This is a genomic window from Gordonia sp. BP-119 (assembly GCF_016924115.1).
GTDB classification, from domain to species: domain Bacteria; phylum Actinomycetota; class Actinomycetes; order Mycobacteriales; family Mycobacteriaceae; genus Gordonia; species Gordonia hongkongensis.
Genome location: NZ_JAFFZF010000033.1, coordinates 26,168 through 45,366, shown reverse-complemented (window position 1 = coordinate 45,366; position 19,199 = coordinate 26,168). Strand labels below are relative to the sequence as shown.

At 66.7% G+C, this 19,199-nt stretch carries 20 protein-coding genes and 1 pseudogene; 9 read left to right on the top strand and 12 right to left on the bottom strand.

The features are described 5' to 3' along the window. Positions 1–24 precede the first annotated feature (24 nt). Together katG and JW364_RS17905 are read right to left on the bottom strand one after the other, a co-directional pair. Positions 25–2,217: a catalase/peroxidase HPI gene (katG, locus tag JW364_RS17910; protein WP_137810583.1), complete on the bottom strand. Its 2,193-nt coding sequence runs from the start codon at positions 2,215–2,217 to the stop codon at positions 25–27. Between the two features lie 132 nt (positions 2,218–2,349). After that, a complete protein-coding gene (locus tag JW364_RS17905; protein WP_058253521.1) occupies positions 2,350–2,808 on the bottom strand; it encodes a Fur family transcriptional regulator in 459 nt (152 codons plus the stop codon). Positions 2,809–2,935: 127 nt separating this feature from the next. Between JW364_RS17905 and JW364_RS17900 the strand changes: the two genes are divergently transcribed. Continuing rightward, on the top strand, positions 2,936–3,853 hold the full coding sequence (locus tag JW364_RS17900) for a hypothetical protein (RefSeq protein WP_137810584.1): 918 nt from the start codon (positions 2,936–2,938) through the stop codon (positions 3,851–3,853). A gap of 54 nt (positions 3,854–3,907) precedes the next feature. On the opposite strand, the gene JW364_RS17895 is transcribed toward JW364_RS17900, so the two are convergent. After that, on the bottom strand, positions 3,908–4,321 hold the full coding sequence (locus JW364_RS17895; protein ID WP_240199260.1) for a hypothetical protein: 414 nt from the start codon (positions 4,319–4,321) through the stop codon (positions 3,908–3,910). A gap of 104 nt (positions 4,322–4,425) precedes the next feature. Next, positions 4,426–4,986: a GXWXG domain-containing protein gene (locus tag JW364_RS17890; RefSeq protein WP_137810585.1), complete on the bottom strand. Its 561-nt coding sequence runs from the start codon at positions 4,984–4,986 to the stop codon at positions 4,426–4,428. A gap of 120 nt (positions 4,987–5,106) precedes the next feature. Here JW364_RS17890 and JW364_RS17885 point away from each other — a divergent pair, with 120 nt between their 5' ends. Then, the gene (locus JW364_RS17885; RefSeq protein WP_058253495.1) at positions 5,107–5,538 is read left to right on the top strand and encodes a PPOX class F420-dependent oxidoreductase; all 432 of its coding nucleotides are present in this window, start codon (positions 5,107–5,109) and stop codon (positions 5,536–5,538) included. Between the two features lie 51 nt (positions 5,539–5,589). Continuing rightward, entirely contained in the window at positions 5,590–6,027 is a 438-nt protein-coding gene (locus JW364_RS17880; RefSeq protein WP_137810586.1) for a VOC family protein, read from the top strand. A 23-nt stretch (positions 6,028–6,050) separates the two neighbouring features. On the opposite strand, the gene JW364_RS17875 is transcribed toward JW364_RS17880, so the two are convergent. Continuing rightward, positions 6,051–7,694: an alkaline phosphatase D family protein gene (locus JW364_RS17875; RefSeq protein WP_137810587.1), complete on the bottom strand. Its 1,644-nt coding sequence runs from the start codon at positions 7,692–7,694 to the stop codon at positions 6,051–6,053. Between the two features lie 160 nt (positions 7,695–7,854). Here JW364_RS17875 and JW364_RS17870 point away from each other — a divergent pair, with 160 nt between their 5' ends. Together JW364_RS17870 and JW364_RS17865 are read left to right on the top strand one after the other, a co-directional pair. Next, positions 7,855–8,154 carry a putative quinol monooxygenase gene (locus JW364_RS17870; protein ID WP_137810588.1) on the top strand — a complete coding sequence of 100 codons (300 nt, stop codon included), beginning with the start codon at positions 7,855–7,857 and terminating at the stop codon, positions 8,152–8,154. Between the two features lie 63 nt (positions 8,155–8,217). Further along, positions 8,218–8,901, top strand: coding sequence for a DNA alkylation repair protein (locus JW364_RS17865; RefSeq protein ID WP_137810589.1), 684 nt, complete (start codon positions 8,218–8,220; stop codon positions 8,899–8,901). Between the two features lie 149 nt (positions 8,902–9,050). On the opposite strand, the gene JW364_RS17860 is transcribed toward JW364_RS17865, so the two are convergent. The 4 genes from JW364_RS17860 to JW364_RS17845 all read right to left on the bottom strand — a co-directional run bounded on the left by JW364_RS17860 (position 9,051) and on the right by JW364_RS17845 (position 13,559). Next, complete coding sequence (locus JW364_RS17860; RefSeq protein ID WP_068970451.1) at positions 9,051–10,133, bottom strand: MerR family transcriptional regulator; 1,083 nt, start codon at positions 10,131–10,133, stop codon at positions 9,051–9,053. 66 nt (positions 10,134–10,199) lie between these two features. Next, positions 10,200–11,555 (bottom strand): NADP-specific glutamate dehydrogenase, encoded by a 1,356-nt coding sequence (gdhA, locus tag JW364_RS17855; RefSeq protein WP_065631644.1) that lies wholly within the window; start codon positions 11,553–11,555, stop codon positions 10,200–10,202. A gap of 184 nt (positions 11,556–11,739) precedes the next feature. Then, positions 11,740–11,997, bottom strand: a complete 258-nt coding sequence (locus JW364_RS17850; protein ID WP_307814804.1) for a hypothetical protein — start codon at positions 11,995–11,997, stop codon at positions 11,740–11,742. Between the two features lie 566 nt (positions 11,998–12,563). Further along, positions 12,564–13,559, bottom strand: a complete 996-nt coding sequence (locus JW364_RS17845; protein ID WP_058253487.1) for an alpha/beta hydrolase family protein — start codon at positions 13,557–13,559, stop codon at positions 12,564–12,566. Between the two features lie 249 nt (positions 13,560–13,808). Between JW364_RS17845 and JW364_RS17840 the strand changes: the two genes are divergently transcribed. Next, positions 13,809–15,185 carry an NAD-dependent succinate-semialdehyde dehydrogenase gene (locus JW364_RS17840; RefSeq protein WP_068970449.1) on the top strand — a complete coding sequence of 459 codons (1,377 nt, stop codon included), beginning with the start codon at positions 13,809–13,811 and terminating at the stop codon, positions 15,183–15,185. 93 nt (positions 15,186–15,278) lie between these two features. Here JW364_RS17840 and JW364_RS17835 read toward each other — a convergent pair whose 3' ends face one another. From JW364_RS17835 to JW364_RS17825, 3 genes are all read right to left on the bottom strand, one after another. Beyond that, on the bottom strand, positions 15,279–16,025 hold the full coding sequence (locus JW364_RS17835; protein WP_068970458.1) for an MBL fold metallo-hydrolase: 747 nt from the start codon (positions 16,023–16,025) through the stop codon (positions 15,279–15,281). Positions 16,026–16,191: 166 nt separating this feature from the next. Further along, positions 16,192–16,719: a putative immunity protein gene (locus JW364_RS17830; protein ID WP_068970448.1), complete on the bottom strand. Its 528-nt coding sequence runs from the start codon at positions 16,717–16,719 to the stop codon at positions 16,192–16,194. 24 nt (positions 16,720–16,743) lie between these two features. After that, a complete protein-coding gene (locus tag JW364_RS17825; protein ID WP_065631647.1) occupies positions 16,744–17,217 on the bottom strand; it encodes a helix-turn-helix domain-containing protein in 474 nt (157 codons plus the stop codon). A 124-nt stretch (positions 17,218–17,341) separates the two neighbouring features. Here JW364_RS17825 and JW364_RS17820 point away from each other — a divergent pair, with 124 nt between their 5' ends. The 3 genes and pseudogenes from JW364_RS17820 (at position 17,342) to JW364_RS17810 (ending at position 19,192) form a co-directional block, all read left to right on the top strand. Beyond that, the gene (locus JW364_RS17820; protein WP_065631648.1) at positions 17,342–18,514 is read left to right on the top strand and encodes an acetyl-CoA C-acyltransferase; all 1,173 of its coding nucleotides are present in this window, start codon (positions 17,342–17,344) and stop codon (positions 18,512–18,514) included. Between the two features lie 130 nt (positions 18,515–18,644). Further along, positions 18,645–18,962, top strand: a pseudogene (locus tag JW364_RS24660) (nuclear transport factor 2 family protein); the annotation flags it as partial. A gap of 35 nt (positions 18,963–18,997) precedes the next feature. Next, positions 18,998–19,192 carry a hypothetical protein gene (locus tag JW364_RS17810; RefSeq protein WP_065631650.1) on the top strand — a complete coding sequence of 65 codons (195 nt, stop codon included), beginning with the start codon at positions 18,998–19,000 and terminating at the stop codon, positions 19,190–19,192. The last annotated feature ends 7 nt before the right edge of the window (positions 19,193–19,199 follow it).

Genomic DNA, 19,199 nt, shown 5'->3' with positions numbered 1-19,199 from the left:
CGGTTCGACGATGAACCGATTTGCTCAGAGTACGAACCGGTCCAGGTTCATCACCTTGTCCCAGGCCGCGACGAAGTCGTTCACGAACTTCTCCGCTGCGTCGTCGGCCGCGTAGACCTCGGCCAGGGCGCGCAACTGTGAGTTCGACGTGAACGCCAGATCGGCGCGAGTGCCGGTCCAGGTCTGCTCGCCGGTGGCGCGATCGCGCCCGACGTACAGGTTCTCGTCTTCCGACGCCGACCAGGCTGTCGACATGTCCAGCAGATTCACGAAGAAGTCGTTCGTGAGGACGCCGGGACGGTCGGTCAGGACGCCGGCCGCCGAGCCGCCGAAGTTGTTGCCCAGCACCCGGAGGCCACCCACCAGCACCGTCATCTCGGGGGCGCTGAGGGTCAGCAGCGATGCCTTGTCGACGAGGGTGAACTCGGCCGGAAGGCCACTGGTCTTGCCGACGTAGTTGCGGAACCCGTCGGCGGTGGGCTCGAGATGTGCCATCGAATCGGCGTCCGTCTCGTCCTGGGTGGCGTCGGTACGTCCAGGGGTGAACGGTACCGTGATCTCGACTCCGGCATCCCGCGCCGCCTTCTCGACTGCTGCCGTGCCGCCGAGGACCACGAGGTCGGCGAAGGAGACCTTCGCGCCGGCCTCGCCGGTGAACGCACCCCGGATGCCTTCGAGGGTGCGGATCACGGTGGCCAACTCGTCGGGCTCGTTGACCTCCCAGGATGCCTGCGGCTGCAGGCGGATCCGGCCGCCGTTGGCGCCGCCGCGCTTGTCGCTGCCACGGAAGCTCGACGCCGCCGCCCACGCGGTCTTCACGAGTTGCGCCACAGTCAGTCCCGAGTCGAGGAGCGTCGCCTTCAAGGCTGCCACGTCGGCATCGGTGACGAGTGGGCCCTCGTGCGCCGGGACATTGTCCTGCCACAGGTACGTCTCGGTCGGAACAAGCGGACCCCGATACCGGACGGCGGGTCCCATGTCGCGGTGCAGGAGCTTGAACCAGGCCTTGGCGAACTCGTGCGCCAGTTCCTCGGGGTGATCGAGCCACCGCCGGGTGATCTTCTCGAAACCGGGGTCGTAGCGCATCGCGAGGTCGGTGGTCAGCATCGACGGGTGGGTCTTCTCGTCGCCGAATGCCGTGGGGACGGTACCGGTCCCGGCGCCGTCCTTCGGACGCCACTGGTTGGCTCCGGCCGGACTCTTGTAGAGCTCCCACTCGTAGCCGTAGAGAGTCTCGAGGAAAGCGTTGTCCCAGCGGGTCGGGGTCGGATTCCAGATCACCTCGAGGCCGCTGGTGATCGTGTCCGCGCCCTTGCCGGAGCCGTGCGAGCTGGTCCAGCCGAGACCGGCGTCCTCGACGGCGGCGGCCTCGGGTTCGGGACCCACCAGGCCGGCGTCACCGGCGCCGTGGGTCTTGCCGAAGGTGTGGCCCCCGACGATCAGAGCCGCGGTCTCGACGTCGTTCATCGCCATCCGCGCGAACGTCTCGCGGATGTCGACCGCGGACGCGAGGATGTCCGGATTGCCGTTCGGTCCTTCCGGATTCACATAGATGAGCCCCATTTGCACTGCCGCAAGCGGTGTTTCGAGTTCGCGGTCGCCCGGGTACCGCTGATCCGCCAGCCACTCGAGTTCGGGGCCCCAGTACACCTCGTCGGGCTCCCACTCGTCCACGCGCCCGAAGGCGAAGCCGGCGGTGGTGAACCCCATCGACTCCAGGGCGACGTTCCCGGCGAAGACCAGGAGGTCGGCCCAGGACAGTGCCGTACCGTACTTCTTCTTGATCGGCCACAGGAGTCGGCGCGCCTTGTCCAGGTTCGCGTTGTCCGGCCAGCTGTTGAGCGGGGCGAATCGCTGCATCCCGGCTCCGGCACCACCGCGTCCGTCCTGTACCCGGTAGGTACCCGCGGCATGCCAGGACATACGGACGAACAGGCCTCCGTAATGGCCGAAGTCGGCGGGCCACCAGTCCTGCGAATCGGTCATCAGGGCGGTCAGGTCGGCGCGTAACGCCTCGACGTCGAGATCCTCGAGCGCCGAGTCGTAGTCGAAGTCGGCGTCCATCGGATTCGCGACTTCCGGATTGTGCTGAAGCACCTTGAGATTCAGCTGGTTCGGCCACCAGTCGCGGTTGCCGCCGCCCTGGGTGGGCGGCGTGAGCCGACCGTGCGCGACCGGGCAACCGCCCGCGGCGGGCTCGGTGTTCGCCTCGGCGATGGGGGATGTTCCTTCGCGTCACGGACGGGCTCGTGGTCTTGCTGCGCCATGCGGGGTTTCCTTTCGGGCACGGTGAGAACTGCGATCGCCGGGTCGGTGATCGCAGGGGAGGGAGGCGTCGTGGGTCGGGGTCTATCGGTCGGGGCCGGCGCCCGGAGCGGGTCGGTTGGGTTCGGGGATGCAGTCGGGGCAATGACCCCAGTAGATGACCTCGGCTTCGTCGATGACGAAACCCCGGTCGTCGGACGGGGTCAGGCACGGGGCCTCGCCGACTGCGCAGTCGACGTCCCCGATGGATCCGCATGTACGGCATATCACGTGGTGATGGTTGTCCCCGACGCGTGACTCATATCGAGACACGTGGCCGGACGGCTGGATGCGTCGCACGAGGCCGGCCGAAGTCAGTACGCCCAGAACGTCGTACACCGTTTGCTGCGAGACCTCCGGCAACCGTTCGCGAGCGGTTCGGAGGACCTCGTCGGTGTCCGCATGAGGATGTGCTCGGACGGCTTGCATGACCGCGACCCGCGGACGGGTCACCCGCAGTCCGGCGGCGCGCAGGTGCCGGGCGCAGTCCTCGTCGGTGAGCATGGTGACCATCGTGCAGTCTTATCTGGAATGATTCAAGTTTAGAAGGCGAAGTGAGGTGGCCGTCACGGGCGCCGTCGTAGTATCTGCTCATGCGGACAGTGACGCCGACCACCGCTCGGGCAGCCCTATGACCCCGTACGACGAGATCGTCGACGAGCTGTACGGTCTGGCGCCGGCGGCGTTCGTGACACGCCGGAACGAACTCGCTCGGGAGATCAAAGCGGACGGCGACCGTGACCTGGCGGGGCGGATCGCGAAATTGCGTCGGCCCACGCAAGCTGCATGGGCCATCAACCAATGGGTTCGCGCGCACCCCGACGACAGTGCCCTCATCGCTGGGTTGGCGTCGGATTTGACTGCGGCCCAGCGCCGCTCGGCTGTCGACAAGATGAAGACGTTGTCGCGACGCCGTCAGGATCTGATCAACGATTCGGTGACCGCGGTCGCCGCCACGGCCGCAGATCTGCGAGTGACGCTGGGAGACAGTACCATTCGCGAGGTCACGCAGACATTGCGAGCCGCGGTGGCCGACCCGGAAGTGCTCGAGCAGGTGTTGCGGGGAAACCTCACCGCATCCGCCGAATACAGCGGCTTCGGGCCCGCCGGCGTGTTCGTCGTCCCGGAGCCGTTGCAGGAACCAGTCGCGGACGAGTCCGAGGCAAGCGGCGCGGACGCAGACGGTGCCGACGAAGAGGGTGCCGACAGGGATGACGCCGACGACTCGGACCACACAGCGTCTGACGAAGCGGAGCGTCGTCGACGTGACCTCGAAGCCCGACTGGCCGAGGCCGAGACAGGGGAGCGAACGGCCCGATCCGACCTCGACGCCGCCTCCCGAACTGTGGACGGGGCTTCGTCGGAGGTCGACGAGATCGTCCGGCGGGCTCAGGAGTTGCGGGCCGAGCTGGCTCGTTGCGAAGAATCGCTGCGGTTCGCGCGGCAACGACTCTCGACTGCGGAACAGGGCCGGGCCGAGGCGCGGATCGCGCTCCGTGAAGCCGTCGCGGCCACCAATGAGATCCGCTCGGCGCTCGCCGAGCTGTGAGCCGACGAAGGGGTCGAACCCGAAGTCTCCACCATGGTTGCCCGTCGCCCACGGTCAGCGTGTCAAGTGAAAACGCAGCAGCTCGGTGGTGCCGTTCAGCGCGCGGCCCCAATAGCCGCCACGGCCGTCGGCTCGGAGCTCGTCACGCACGAATCCCACGGCGGTTCCCGAGTAGTCGACGACGATGACCGGTGCACCGTCCTGCACGGAACGCCCGGGGTACACCGCGCCGGGGAAGGCCCACCCGATCGCGGTGTTGTTGACGACTCGCGAACCCGTGAAGTTCTTGCCGAACCACACCGTGTCGGCGATCGGGGCGCTGGTGACGTCGCCGCGGTAATACCCGGACGGCATCGGCGGTGCAGCCTGGGTGGTCCCGGGTGCGGCCAGTGTCACGGCGCCCGCGAGGGCGCCCGCAGCGACCGCGACGGCACCCCGGCGGAGGTGGGCGGTGGGTGAGGTGTCCATCTACCCATTGAACGCCTCCGCCGGCTCGCCGGCTCGTGGTTCGTCGGCGCCGTCCTCGCGTCGCCGAGGATCGGTGGCCGACGAGGATCAGTGGCCGACGAGGATCAGTGGCCGACGAGGCGGAGTGAGTCGTCGCGGCGGAGCACGAAGAAGTACGGCTTCGGCGACCCCTTCAGGTCCATGGCGCCCAGGACGGCATCATCGGAGATCCGGTGGAAGACGTCGTTGATCGGCAGCTGGTCGTACGACATGGTCGCGGTGTCCGTGCCGCGGTACCGAGTGGTGCGCAGCCGGGCCCGTGCTCGTCGGGTCTGACTGAGAAGCCTGGTCGCGGCGATCGGCGTCCCCAGCGACAACGACTTGACCCCGGGTGCCTTCTCGGCGATCCCCAGTCCGCCGAAAGCGATCGCCGGGTTCATGGCCCACAGTGCCGAACCGTCGCGGGTCGGGAAGAGCAGGGGGTGGACGGTCTCGGCGTCGACGAATTGCTTGCCCCACCAGCCGCTGGCCGCGAGGAAGCCGTCCAACGGGTGGTCGGTGGGCAGCTCGGCGCCACGCCAGGTGCCGATCATGAAGTCCGGTTCGACCGCGGGGGCGGAGTCGAACAGGTCGAGGGCCTCAGCGGTCGTCGTAGGCGTGGTGGTCAGGATCTCGCGCACATGCATGTCGACGATCGTACGTGTAAAGACACAGGATCTGAAGAATGTCGCAACGCATCGCGGAGCCATGCCCGGGGTGTGCGGCCCGTCCGGAATAGCCTGTACGTACGCCGGGTTGCCGCAGGCATGAACCAACCCGCGTATGACCCTCGTGATCTTCTCGCCGAAGGCGGAGTCGGTGTCCTCGCCACGATCAAGTCCTCGGGATTACCACAGCTGTCCCCGGTGACCCCCTTTTACGACCGCGACGCCGGGACCATCTACGTCTCGATGACCGAGGGCCGGGCCAAGACCGCCAACCTCCGACGCGATCCGCGCGCCGCGTTGGAGATCACCGGGCCCGATCGCTACACGTGGGCGACCGCCGAGGGCACTGTGACGTTGATCGGACCGGGCACCGAACCGGACGGGCCCGAGGTCGAGGCGCTCGTCGACTACTACCGCAAGGCGGCAGGCGAGCACCCGGACTGGGACGAATACCGCAGGGTCATGGTCGCCGATCGCCGCGTCCTGATGGTCATGTCCGTGGACCGGGTGTACGGCGAACGTCTGCGCTGATTTTCACGATCGAGGACCCGGGTTGTCCTCGTCGTGTCGCACAGTGGACTCATGACAACCGACTTTCAACTGACCTTCGACTGTGGTGACCCGGCTGCTCTGTCCGCATTCTGGGCCGAGGTGCTCGGTTACCGGCTCCAGGACCCGCCTACCGGATTCGACAGCTGGGAGTCGGCGCTCGACGCATTCGGTGTGCCTCCGGAGCGTCGGAACGACGCCTCGGCCGTTATCGACCCGGAGGAGCGCAGGCCACGGTTGTTCTTCCAACGCGTACCCGAGGGCAAGACGGCGAAGAACCGGGTGCACCTCGACGTCCGTGCTGCCCCTGGCCTGAGTGGCGACGACCGGATGCGCGCCCTCGAGGCCGAAGCCGACCGGCTCGTCGGACTCGGTGCGACCCGGGTCGAACGACACGACCCCGCACCTCCGCTCGGCGAGGGACACATCGTGATGCACGACCCCGAGGGCAACGAGTTCTGTCTGGACTAGGGATTTCGTGGCGACAATGCGCGCTATGTGCGCTCTGTTGCCACGAATTCCGGTGTCAGACAGATGTTTCCGGCTCTACCGAGCGTCCCGTCCAGGTCGGGCTGCTCGAAAGTGACCTCGGCGAAGCGTCCCTGAACCGAGAGCGTCGCGATGGTGTTGCCGAACAGCGGGCCCAGGGTGTTCCGCCAGGCGACGGGCAGTTCGGGTGAGCCACCACGACGCGCCCAACGCCGGACGACCGAGGCGAGCCGATTCGACCACCCCAACCGGAACACCACCTTGATGTACGGCGGGATCGCGTTGTGCACCGGCGAACACACGAGCTGGTGGACGTCGGCGCTCGTCGTGTCCGGGAAAACCGCACGTGCGGCATAGCTGTGGTGGACATCGCCGGACAGCACGCTGACGGTCGCAGGCCCGGGGTCGCGCGCCGCAACCTGCCGGATCATCTCGCTGAGCCGGACGAAGGAATCGAAGAAGGCCGGCCAGTGCTCGAGGTCGGCACCCTGCCGGATCTTCTCGGCCAGCTGTCCACGACGGCCCGGCCGCCGGGCACCGATTTCGTTCACGGTTTCCGCATCACCGATGACCGGCGGGAGCAACCACGGCAGTGATGAACCCAGGACCAGGTGGTCGAGTCGCTCGATGTCGTCGTCGACCTGGCTCTCTACCCAATCGAATTCGTTGTCACTCACCATCTTTCGTGTTCCGTCGGACAGGATGCGACCGTTGCGGGAGTCGATCATGACCAGCCTGGTGTTGCCCAGGTTCCACCGGAAACTGAACCGGACACCCTTGGTTCCGTCGGTTTCCCGGTCGGCGCGATCCGCGACCTCGACCAGGTGGGGCCAGCAGTCACCGTCGATCTCGCGGACGCGGCGGTAGTCCTCGGACTCGGCGAGTTCGGCGGGGGAGAGGTTGCCGAGGTGCTGATACACCCAGTACGACGCGAGGCCGGCGCGGATCCGGTCCTGCCACCACGGCTTCTCACTCATCTGCCGACGCCAGGTGTCCGAGGTGTTCCAGTCATCACGGATGTCGTGATCGTCGAAGATCATGGCCGTCGGCACGGTCGAGAGGATCCATCGGATCTCGGGGTCTCCCCAGGTGTGCCGATACAGTCCCTCGTACTCCTCGAAGTCGACGACCTCGTCGGACGGTCCGGCGGTCGAGGCCCGGCTCGACTCCAGCGACTCCTTCACCTGCGGGGTCAGCTCGTCCGCGTACACCTGATCGCCGAGCAGAATGAGGGTGTCCGGCCACTCCTCCACCGGGAGGTGGCGCATCCGGACCGCGTAGCAGTCCAATGCGTCGAGTCCGAGCTTCTCGTCGAGCTTGGGGTCCTCGGCCCGCGGATACCGGCAGGACCCGAAGACGAACCGGTGCCGGTCCGCGGTGTCCGGTCCCCGGGTCCGGATCACGCTGGGCGGGAACTCGGTGTCCGGGAGGGGCCACTCGAGGGCGCCGTTGACGCGGACCTGATACTCGGAGACCGTGTCGGGCACCAGGCCGCTGACCTCGACCAGCGCGTAGTGGTGACCGGACACCTCGAACGTCCGGGTCGCACAGCCGAGGACTTCGACCTCGCCGGGTTCGTCGGTCTGCACCCAGATCAGCGCGGAGGTTTCGTCGACGTGCCGGAGGATCGGACCCAGAACCAAAGCCATTCGATCAGAGTAGGCCGTGGCGCGGCGTCGCGCGGCCACGTCGATCGTGAGCGATGAGTTCGCCCGGTCGTGCCGGTCTGCACTCCTGTCGCCCTCACCACAGCGGTGACGTCTCGCGCCGGGACACCGGTGCACCGCAGTATCGATGGAGGAGCAACCAGTGGTGATCGTTGCCGGCAGTCTGCGAGTGGACCCGGACCAGCGCGCGGCGTACATCGCCGGCTGCGACGAGGTGGTCGGTGCCGCCCGTCGGGCACCGGGGTGTCTCGATTTCGCGATCTCCGCGGACTCGATGGACCCCGGCCGGATCAACATCTTCGAGCGCTGGGACTCGCAGTCGGCGGTCGAGGCTTTCCGTGGCGACGGGGTCAGCGAGGACCAGTCACGGGCGATCCGGTCGGCGTTCGTTGCCGAGTACGACGTCGCCGACGTGCGGATACTGGCGGGCCCTCCGGATTGATGAGCACACAACCCGCGGCGACATCGAGCGTCGTAGGCTGTGTGCGCACTTCCAGAGGGGATCATGACCGGAATGTCCGACATCCAACAGACTCTCGCCGACGTCCTCGGCGAGCTCCGCAGTCTCGACGACCCGCGGATCCGAGCGGTCAACGAGAAACACGGCGACGACCACGGGGTCAATCTCACGAAGCTCAGGGCGATCGCGAAACGACTGCGAACGCAGCCCGAACTGTCCGCGGAGCTGTGGGCGACGGGCGACACCGCGCCGCGTCTGCTCGCACTGTTGATCTGTCGCCCGCGGGCGTTCGACGCCGCGCAGCTCGACACGATGATCCGCGAGGCCGACCGGCCGAAGGTCCACGATTGGCTCGTCAACTACGTCGTCAAGAAGAGTCCGCATGCCGAGGAGTTGCGGAGGTCGTGGATGGCCGACACCGAGCCCGGTGTCGCCGCGGCGGGATGGGCCCTGACCGCTGATCGAGTGGTCAAGAAGCCCGGTGACCTCGACATGGCCGGGTTGCTCGACACCATCGAGTCCGACATGGGGAACGCACCGCCACGCCTGCAGTGGGCGATGAACACATGCCTGGCGACCATCGGCATCGAGAATCCCGACTTCCGTTCCCGTGCAATCGACATCGGTCAGCGGTTGCGAGTGCTGGAGGATTACCCGACCTCCCCGGGCTGTACTTCGCCGTATGCGCCGGTCTGGATCGCCGAGATGGTACGGCGCAGATCGCCGTGACCTGAGCGGCTGCTCGTTGCCCCGTCGCTCAGGCCTCGGATCTCACGGGCCAGGACTGTCTCGCCGCTGCGTCCGAGGGTCACCGCCTCGGTGAGTGCGTCCATCGTTGGGTCCGTGCCGACGTCGGTCAAATCAATCAGATCCTCTGCTCAGTCATTGTGGCGGCTGTGGGAAACCGGCATGACGACCAAGGTGAGGTCGCCGCCGTCTGCGGACCGAATCGTCATCGGGAGGTCCCGATTGCGGACGTCGATCATCATCTCGGCCCCAATCGACACATGGACCGCGGGGTAGAGCGTCGAGACCTCGAACCACAGTGCGATCGGGGGGCCGCAGGTCTCGGCTGGCACGACGGCGAGTTGTGCCGACGAGGCGTCGCTCAGTGTGAGCGCCGCCGACGTGAAGTCCAGGTGCACCCGGTCGGTTGCACAGCGCTCCAACGATTGCAACACAGCGGTTTTCGCGACACTCGCGCGCATGGTCACCGTGGGCAGGGCTTCGATCATCACCTGGTGCGCGGGAAACGGCCCGTCGAGTAGGCGGCACCATAGATCGTCCCGACCGTCGAGCCGGAATCGAACTGCGCCGGCCACGGCGTCGATGACGACGACGCCGCCCCGTGCCAGGTCGGACAGACCATCACGGAGGTCGGCCGCACACAGCGTTCCCGACCACCGGGTGCCGCACGGCTCGACGGTCGGTAGCGACCGGGAAGAGAGCCGGTAGCGGTCTGTCGAGGTCAGGGTCACGGCCCCGTCTTCCAGCCGGAGTTCGACAGCGTCCAGGACGGGATGGGCCGCGTCACGGGCGGCCGCGGTGAGCACCTGGCCGAGCGCGGCTGCCAGGATCGGACCACGCACAGTGGCGAGCATGGTCGTCGACTCCGCGGCGATCGACATCTTGATCGTCCTGGCCTCGCGCCGAATCCGATCGGCATCGGCTGCGACGGTCCGCACGTGCTCGTCGATCAGTCCGCCGGCGGTACCCGGCTCGGCGGCGAGGACCGTGCGGATGTCGGCGAGCGACATCCCGATCTCGCGGAGTCGCCGGAGTGCGATCGCGTGCCGCTCCTGCGACGCGCTGTACTGGCGATATCCGGTCGACGCGTCGACGGCGGCCGGGGTGAGCAACCCCGAGTCGTCGTAGAACCGCAGCGCGGACGCGGTCAAACCGGTGCGTTGCGCGAACGCGCCGATCGGGACGAGTTCGCTGACTTCGGGAACGGAGGGCATATCGCAGATCATCCGGCTTCGACCAACCTGAAGGTCAAGAGGAAGCGAGTCGGCGTCCGAATCGGGTCAGATGAGACCGAGTGCGAGCATGGCGTCGGCCACGCGAGTGAACGCCGCGATGTTGGCGCCGGTCGCGTAGTTGCCCGGTGCCCCGTATTCGTCTGCCGTGTGCAGGCAGTGGTCATGGATGGCCGTCATGATCTCCGACAATCGGTCCTCGGTGTGCGCGAACGTCCACGAATCCCGAGAAGCGTTCTGCTGCATCTCGAGTGCGCTGGTGGCGACGCCGCCCGCGTTCGCGGCCTTACCCGGGGCGAAGCCGACGCCGGCGTCTGCGAAGATGCGCACCGCCTCGGGGGTGCTGGGCATGTTCGCGCCCTCGGCGACGATGCGACATCCGTTCTTCGCCAGTTGAGTGGCGTCGACCCCGTTCAGTTCGTTCTGCGTCGCGCAGGGGATGGCGATGTCGGTGGGCACACTCCACATCGATCCGGTGTCGACGTGACGGGCGGACCCGCGGCGGGCGTCGGCGTAATCCGAGATACGGCCGCGCCGAACGTTTTTGATCTCCTTGAGCAGTTCGAGGTCGATACCGGCATCATCGACGACGTAGCCCCCGGAGTCCGAGCACGCGATCACGCGACCGCCGAGTTGTTGCACCTTCTCGATGGCGTAGATCGCCACATTGCCCGAGCCCGAGACCACCACGGTCTTGCCGTCGAGGTCGTCGCCGGCCGCGGCGAGCATCTCGCGGACGAAGAACACCACGCCGTACCCGGTCGCCTCGGTGCGGACCTGCGACCCACCCCAGGCGAGTCCCTTGCCGGTGAGCACGCCGGACTCGTAACGGTTGGTGATGCGCTTGTACTGGCCGAAGAGATAACCGATCTCCCGACCGCCGACGCCGGTGTCACCCGCGGGCACATCGGTGTACTCGCCGATGTGACGATAGAGCTCGGTCATGAACGACTGGCAGAACCGCATGATCTCCGCGTCGGAGCGTCCCTTGGGATCGAAGTCGGCGCCGCCTTTGCCGCCGCCGATCGGGAGCCCGGTCAGTGCGTTCTTGAAGATCTGCTCGAACCCGAGGAACTTGACCACGCCCAGGTAGACGCTCGGGTGAAAGCGCAACCCGCCCTTGTAGGGACCGAGTGCGGAATTGAACTCGACCCGGAACCCGCGGTTGATCTGCACCTGTCCCTGGTCGTCGACCCACGGCACTCGGAAGATGATCTGGCGCTCGGGCTCCGTCAGTCTCTTGATGATCCCGGCGTCCGCGTAGTGGGGATGTTTCGCCAAGACCGGACCCAGACTGTCGAAGACCTCCCGGACGGCCTGGTGGAACTCGGCCTCCCCAGGGTTCCGCGCAACAACCTGCGCGTACAGATCGCTGATCTTCTCGTCGAGCACGATGGCGACCACTTCCTTCTCCGTAGGTGTGGGACGGCGACGTGCCCAGGCGAGCACGCCGCCACCCGCACCCTATCGAGTGACAGGAATTCGACCGCAGACCGGTCCGTCGGACGACGACCGCGGTGTGTCCGCAGTGAGGTGGTCGGACCCGCTCACCTGCGGAGCAGTCCGGTCGGGCACCGCTATGCGCGGATCACGCGCGGGCCAGAACAGGTCGTCGCACCTGGAGCGACGGATGTCGGGTCACGATCTCATGCCTGGACGTCGGATCGGCACCAGTGGTGAGCGTCAGGATCCAAGGCACCGACTCGGCGTCGTCGGACACCCACGGATCCAGTTCGAGGTGGGCCAGGATGTCGCGTGACAGGCTCTCGGGTCTCGCGACGGTCAGTCGTCCGGACGAGTCCGCGAAACCGAAGCACACATCCCGCCCCTCGGGTATTCCGAACACGTCCGCGTCGTTCTCGCGGTGCCATTGCCGTCGGAGGAGCAACGACTCCGACTCCTCGACGACAACCGAACACCTGGCGGGGTGGGAAAAGGCGTCGTGCGCGCGAGTCGACGCTTGCTCGACGAATTCTCTGACCCGACCGGGGGAGCCACACACGCGTATTCGGCACTCCATCACAACCGCATTCACGGCCACTCTTCCTTTCGCTGCTACCGGCCATCTGCGACCGGTGCCATGGACTCTAGCCCAGAAAAAAATAAAAGCCAGTCCGGCGCATTTCGCAGGCCCACAGTAAATGAAACGTACTGTGTGACAACGTATGAAGTCGGCAAGTCGGCATCAGATCGGACGGGCTGGACTTCTGCCATTTCTGGGCTATGGTCACGAAGGAGAGCGGGAGCGAACCGTTGTAGACCACGACCGATTCGAGGATAAATGGCGGAAAAGAATTCGAGCTCGAAAAAGCGGCGGCAAGAACTCAAGGAACGTCGTGAGCGAAAACGGGCACTCGAGGATGTCTCGTTGATTCGGAAGAGGAAAAGCGCGCGTTGACGCCGACGCTCGCGTCAGCCCGCGCTTTTCAGTGCCCGGGCGATCGTGGGCCAGGCTCGGTGCAGATCCTGGTTCCAGTAGCCCCACGAGTGGAGACCGGCACGGAAGTCGTAGGTGATGTCGACCCCGGCTCGGTCTGCGCGACGCTTGAAGCTCTCGGTGCATCGGGCGACGATGCCCTCGAGCACGCCTCCGACGGGTGAGGCCAGCCCGGCCAGCCCTAGGGCCGGGTCGGGCAGACCGTTGCCGACCGCTACATACACGGGCTTACCGCGTAGCGCGGACACGTGACCGGCGGGATTGTGGGCATCCCAGTTGTCGTGATCGAGCGGGCCCCACATGTTCTCCGGGTTCCCGCCTCTCGTCGTGACCGATGTGGCGGTCGCCTGCCGGAACTCCGGCGACCCTTGATCGAGGCACCCGCTGAAGGCGACCACACCCCGGTAGAGATCTGGGTTGCGGACCGCGATGGACATCGCGCCCAGCGCCCCCATCGACAGCCCGCCGATCACGTTCCGTCCGTTGCCCCGGAAGCGTCCGTCGACCAGCGGAGGGAGTTCCTCGGTCAGGAAGGTCTCCCACATGTTCCGACCCAGGACGGGATCGATTCGGCGCCAGTCGGTGTAGTACGAGCCCGTACCCCCGATGGGCAGAACCACGTTGACCTTCTTGTCGGCGACGAAGCGCGCGATGTCGGTCTGAAAGGTCCACCCGCTCTGCGTGTAGCTGGTGTAGACCCCACCGTCGATCCCGTCGAGGAGGTACACGGTCGGCCGTGGGCCGGTCCGCTCGCGGGGGGCGAGCACGCTCACTCGAACGGGCCGCTTCATGGCGGCGGAATACACGGTCATCGTCGTGCGTGTCGCCGTCTCCGAGGACACCGCAAGGATCCGCGCCGAGTCGCCGAGCCTCGGCGGGGTCGCTCCCGCCGGCTGCCCCGTCGAGACGCTCGCGACGACCGCGATCAGAAATGCACAACCGAGCCCTGCGGCTCGCTGCCAGCGTGACACTCTTCGTTCCCCCTCGGACACTGCCGTCACGACCGGCGACCCACCCCCAGGTCGACGTCCGGCATTCGCCGCGTGTCGGTCGATCACGGGTCCGGACACGGACCGCGGACCCATTAGAGCAGGTCTGGGGCCGCCGTGTGACCGAAGCGCGCCGACGACCGAGGTTTTGCGTACAGGGACCCGGGTACCCGAATGATCCCGGGCTGTGGACAGTCGGGATTCACACGACAGAGGAAGGTAGGTGCTCTGGTGGGCACATATGTCACCGCGAATCCGACCACCGGTACGACCGATCGGGAATTTCCCGGACTGAAGGACGACGAGGTGGCCGGCGTGGCCGAACGGTCACTCGCGGCATACCAGGAGTGGCGAGCGACCGAGGCATCCGAACGGGCCGCAATTCTCTCCCGGACCGCTGACGAGTACGAGAGGCGAGCCGATGAGCTCGCGGCCGTCATCACGACCGAGATGGGCAAACCCGCCAAGGAGGCGGCGGGAGAGGTTCAGCTGGCCGCGGACATCTATCGCTGGTATGCCGAGCACGGACCGGATCTGCTCGAGACCGAGGTCCTCGACCCGCAGGGCGCGGACGCGTCGATCGTGCAGGTCGCGCCGATCGGACCACTGGTGGGCGTGATGCCGTGGAACTACCCCTACTACCAGGTCGCACGTTTCGTCGCGCCGAACCTGTTGGCCGGCAACACCGTCATTCTCAAGCATGCGTCGATCTGCGCGGCCTCGTCGGCGTTGATGGCAGAGATCCTGCACGACGCGGGTGTCCCTGCCGACGCGTACATCAACGCGTATGCAAGCAGTGATCAGATCGCAGACCTGCTCGCGCACAACGCGATACGCGGCGTATCGCTCACCGGCAGTGAGAAAGCGGGTGCAGCCGTGGCAAAGGTTGCGGCGGAGAACCTGAAGAAGTCCGTGCTCGAGCTCGGCGGTTCGGACCCGTTCATCCTGCTCGACTCCGCCGACATGGAACGCACGACGAAGATCGCGGCGGGCGCACGGCTGTCGAACGCGGGCCAGGCGTGCAATTCGCCGAAACGGTTCATCGTTCTCGACGAGTTGTACGACGACTTCGTCGACGGTGTGGTCAAGCAGTTCGAGTCGACGGTGGTCGGTGATCCATCCGACGATTCCACTCAGATGGGTCCGCTGTCGTCCCTGTCGGCGCGCGACACGGTGGCCGAACAGGTCGAGACCGCGGTGAAACAGGGCGCCACCCTGCGGACGGGTGGAAAGCCGCTGGAGCGCGACGGAGCCTTCTTCGAACCCACTGTGCTGACGGACATCACCCCGGACATGGACGCCTACTCCGAGGAGATCTTCGGGCCGGTCGCGATGGTCTACAAGGTGTCCTCTCCGGAGGACGCCGTGGCGCTCGCCAACGATGTCGAGTTCGGATTGAGCGGATCGGTGTGGAGCGGTGACATCGGCAAGGCCGAGGAGGTCGCCGATCAGCTGGAGGTCGGCATGGCGTATGTCAACGAACACGGCACCACGCTGCCCGGCCTTCCGTTCGGCGGGGTGAAACGGTCCGGCTACGGTCGCGAACTCGGGCGTTGGGGCATGGGCGAGTTCGTCAACACCAAGCTGCGTCGCACCGCCTCCGAGTAGCCGGACGATCGGCGATGGCCGGACGGGCCGATGCGGAAGCGTCGGCCCGTCTCGCTGTCCGGCTCGTGATCTGGCGGCCGGTTGTCCGACGTGTCAGCCGTTGGTCTGACGCGCCCGGTCGACCGCGACGGCCACCCCGTGATGCCACGGCACCCCGTGCCCGGGAAGCAGAGACTTCGCGTCCGTCGCTGCCAGCGCGTCGAGCGACGCCCGATTGCGATCGAGGTCGGCGGTTGCGGAACCGGCGATCATGCGCGGGCCGGTCGCCGCGGTGTACGGATCGAGGGTGACGAGCGCGTCGCCGGCGATGACCGCGTCGCGCAATGGAAAGTGCAGCGACACATGGCCGTAGGTGTGACCGGGAGTCGGCACCACCTGCGCGCCACCGGGGAGCAGGGCATCATCGCCGAAAGGCGTCACATCCAGGTGATCGACGCCGCGCACCGTGAACGCACCGGCCGCCGCCATGCGTCCGAGCAGGCGTAGCGAACGCGGATGACGAAGGGGCACTCCGAATCTGGTCGCGTTCTGATGCGCGTAGCGGTAGGGATGGGACGCCAGCCACGCATCGTCGCGATGGACGTGGACCGGGATCCGCCACTCGCGCGCCAGGCGGCGCGCGGTGCCGACGTGATCGAAATGACCATGCGTGATGATCAGGTCGGTCACGGCATCGGTGTCACGGCCGAGTTCCCGGATGGCCTTGACGAGGGGTTCGTACGAACGGGGGAGTCCACAGTCGACGAGGATCAGCCGGTCCTGGTCCTCGATCAGGTACTGATTCGTGTAGGCGTACTCGAGCCAGTGGATGCCGGGGACGACGTCACGATGGAAGGTCATGACGAGACGCGTACCCGGTGGTCGCGGCAGCAAACCGGGACGACCTTCGAAGTTTGGACAAGACCGGGGGTTTCTGTAATCACCCCGGCCTCTGGCTCGACATGCGGGTTACAGCACCGCAGGAGCGTGACTGCGACAGTAACAGGAACACCCCGGTGAACGCGAATCACCGATTGCCGACCTGATGTCGATCGTCGATGAAGACCTGCCAGCACAGGTAATTGCGGGCACGTTGGTCGTCGAGCACCAACTCGCGTACCCGAACAGGGAGATGTCTTCGCTGCCAAGCGCATTCGTGTCTACCCGCGTCGACCCCGTGTGCGGACCGGACCGCCTTGATCGCGTACGCCGCGGCACCGAGGTCGTGCGATGCGACGTGCGCGGTCACCGCCGCTTGCCCGGCGGCGTAGGCGGCGAACCGCGGTGCGCCACGTAGATCGCGGGCGGCACCCATGGCGTGTCCGCCGGCGGCGCGCGACTCCATCATCGCCAGTTCGCCCCGGGTCCACGCGCGGACCGCCGCGATTGCCTCCCTGGGGCGAGCGTCATCCGGCCGTGCCGACTCGAACAAGGGCAGAACGTGCTCCGCACACCGTGCCGCCCAGAGCGCCAGCAAGTGGTGATCGGCGTCGGTGAGTGTCCCGCCACGACGGATGGTGACCAAGCGGGGGTCGAACACTGTGGGGAGGATCATCGCGACCTCTCTGCCGGCACGGACTCAGCGGCGGCGCCGGGCGATTTGCACCTCGACGTCCTCGGGTGTGAGAACCGCGGTGGGTTCGGCGACGACGCCCACGCGTACGGGCGCCTGGGCTCGGTCGGTGACGGTGAGCGGCGGGCCGTCGGGCTGCAGATGGTCGTTGCCCCACTGCATCAACGACATCACCACGGGAAACAGATCGCGGCCCATGTCGGTGAGCTGATACTCGAACCGTTCGCGCTGCCCGGCGTCGCGGTAAGGGACCTTGGTGAAGATCCCGGCCTCGGTGAGTTCGCGCAGGCGGGCCGACGCGACCGCGTCGCTGATCCCGACCCGCCGGCTGAACTGATCGAACCTGGTGGCGCCGTAGAAGGCCTCCCGCAGGATGAGGATCGCCGACCGGGTGCCCACCAGGTCGATCGCCTTCGCGATCGAGCAGCCGCTCGCCTCCCAGCTGTCGCGTTCGGCCAGCGGGCCCTTCAGGTGCATCATGCCCCCAGCCTACCCTGACTTGACAAGATCATAGCCAGAGCGTAGACCTGACTTTGGCAGACAAAAGTCAGCCATCATCCGGATCGGGTTGCGTTCCGATCCGCACACTGACGGAGGATCAGTCATGAGATCTGCGGTCATCGTCGACGCTGTTCGCACACCCATCGGCAAGGGCAAGCCCACCGGCGCCCTCCATGACGTTCATCCCGTCGACCTCCTCGCGCACAGCCTCCGAGCAGTCGTGGACCGTTCGGGTGTCGATCCCGAACTCGTCGACGACGTGATCACCGGTGTTGTCAGTCAGGTGGGGGAGCAGAGTTTCAACATCGCGCGGCGCGCGCTCCTGGCCGCCGGCTACCCCGTATCCGTGCCGGGGGTCTCCGTTGACCGCCAATGCGGAAGCGGGCAACAGGCCATCGCGTTCGCCGCGCAGGGCATCATCGCGGGCACGTACGACATCGCGGTCGCCGCGGGTGTCGAATCGATGTCCCGTATCCCGATGGGCTCGGCCGTTGCCGGTACCGCCGATCTCAACGGACGGGCGTTCGGCGAACGATACTCGCAGGGCCTCGTGGGTCAGGGCATCTCGGCGGAACTGATCGCCGCCCGCTGGGCCATCTCGCGACGTGAGATCGATGAATTCTCCTTGCGGTCACACGATCTCGCCGCCACTGCCACCAAGAACGGACTCTTCGACGACGAACTCGCGCCCATCGCGGGGCTGACGTCAGACGAGGGAATTCGTCTCGGGGGCAACCTCGACGACCTCGCCCGGCTGCGGCCGGCCTACTACGACGAGGCGATCGCGCGTCGGTTCCCCGAGATCGACTGGCGGATCACCGCGGCGAGTGCGAGTCAGATCAGCGACGGGTCGTCGGCGGTGCTGCTGATGAGCGAGGAGAAGGCCGTCGAACTCGGTTTGCGTCCGCGCGCACGGGTGCACACCATCGCGGTCGCCGGCGACGACCCACTCCTGATGCTCACCGGCATCATCCCGGCAACGCGGAAGGCACTGTCACGCAGTGGTTTGCGTGTCGAGGACATCGACCTGTTCGAGGTGAACGAGGCGTTCGCGCCGGTGGTCCTGGCGTGGTCGCGGGAGTTCGGGGTGGACGTGGATCGAGTCAACGTCAACGGCGGTGCGATCGCGCTCGGCCACCCGCTTGGTGCCAGCGGTGCCCGCCTCGCGACCACGGGACTCAACGCGCTGGAACAGCGCGGCGGTCGTTACCTCCTGCAAACGATGTGTGAGGCAGGCGGATTGGCCAACGCGACGATCTACGAGCGACTCAGCTGAGCCGTCGGCGGTCCGGGCGGGCGTGCTCGTCGTCCATTCGGCGTATCTCGGTCGCACACGTTGCGTCCGCCCGGTACCGTGATTGCGCATACCCGCTGTTCGGGGCGGGGCCGATGACTGCGGGGACCTCATGAACCCAACCGACCCGAATGCAGCAGCGCTCGTCGCGACGCGGGAGGCCACCGTTCTGGCGCATCTCGAGACCGAGAATCGGCACGACGTCGCTGCCACGCTGGCGACGTTCAAAGACGGCGCGGCACGTACCGAGTTGCCTGGTGAGATCGCCGATGGCCACGACGCGGTATCGGCCTCATATCACGAACTGTTCACCGCATTGCCGGACATGCATTTCGATGTCGATCCCGAGACGCTGTGCCATCACGACGATCGAGTCATCTGTGAGACGCGAGTTCGCGGAACACATCTGGGCCCATACCGCGGACTTGCCCCGACGGGTCGGCTCTCTACCTGCCCATCGTCGCGGTGTTCACCTTCGCGGGCTCAGATCTGGTTGCGGAGCGCGCCTACTTCGACCGTCTGGAAATGTTCATGCAGCTCGGGGTCGCGCGGGATCCGAACACCCTCGTCGGCCGGATCGCCACGCTGCTCAATCACCCGATCACGGTCATCGGTGCTGCTGTCCGACGCCGAACCAACCGGTCCGCCGCGTCGGCTTAAGCCCGCT

Bases quoted from the DNA above. Each gene is read 5' to 3' on its own strand.
- JW364_RS17905 (WP_058253521.1), bottom strand. From the start codon at position 2,808: ATGCTCACCGACGAGGACTGCGCCCGGCACCTGCGCGCCGCCGGACTG.
- JW364_RS17900 (WP_137810584.1), top strand. From the start codon at position 2,936: ATGACCCCGTACGACGAGATCGTCGACGAGCTGTACGGTCTGGCGCCG.
- JW364_RS17895 (WP_240199260.1), bottom strand. From the start codon at position 4,321: ATGGACACCTCACCCACCGCCCACCTCCGCCGGGGTGCCGTCGCGGTC.
- JW364_RS17890 (WP_137810585.1), bottom strand. From the start codon at position 4,986: ATGCATGTGCGCGAGATCCTGACCACCACGCCTACGACGACCGCTGAG.
- JW364_RS17885 (WP_058253495.1), top strand. From the start codon at position 5,107: ATGAACCAACCCGCGTATGACCCTCGTGATCTTCTCGCCGAAGGCGGA.
- JW364_RS17880 (WP_137810586.1), top strand. From the start codon at position 5,590: ATGACAACCGACTTTCAACTGACCTTCGACTGTGGTGACCCGGCTGCT.
- JW364_RS17875 (WP_137810587.1), bottom strand. From the start codon at position 7,694: ATGGCTTTGGTTCTGGGTCCGATCCTCCGGCACGTCGACGAAACCTCC.
- JW364_RS17865 (WP_137810589.1), top strand. From the start codon at position 8,218: ATGACCGGAATGTCCGACATCCAACAGACTCTCGCCGACGTCCTCGGC.
- JW364_RS17860 (WP_068970451.1), bottom strand. From the start codon at position 10,133: ATGCCCTCCGTTCCCGAAGTCAGCGAACTCGTCCCGATCGGCGCGTTC.
- JW364_RS17835 (WP_068970458.1), bottom strand. From the start codon at position 16,025: ATGACCTTCCATCGTGACGTCGTCCCCGGCATCCACTGGCTCGAGTAC.
- JW364_RS17830 (WP_068970448.1), bottom strand. From the start codon at position 16,719: ATGATCCTCCCCACAGTGTTCGACCCCCGCTTGGTCACCATCCGTCGT.
- JW364_RS17825 (WP_065631647.1), bottom strand. From the start codon at position 17,217: ATGATGCACCTGAAGGGCCCGCTGGCCGAACGCGACAGCTGGGAGGCG.
- JW364_RS17820 (WP_065631648.1), top strand. From the start codon at position 17,342: ATGAGATCTGCGGTCATCGTCGACGCTGTTCGCACACCCATCGGCAAG.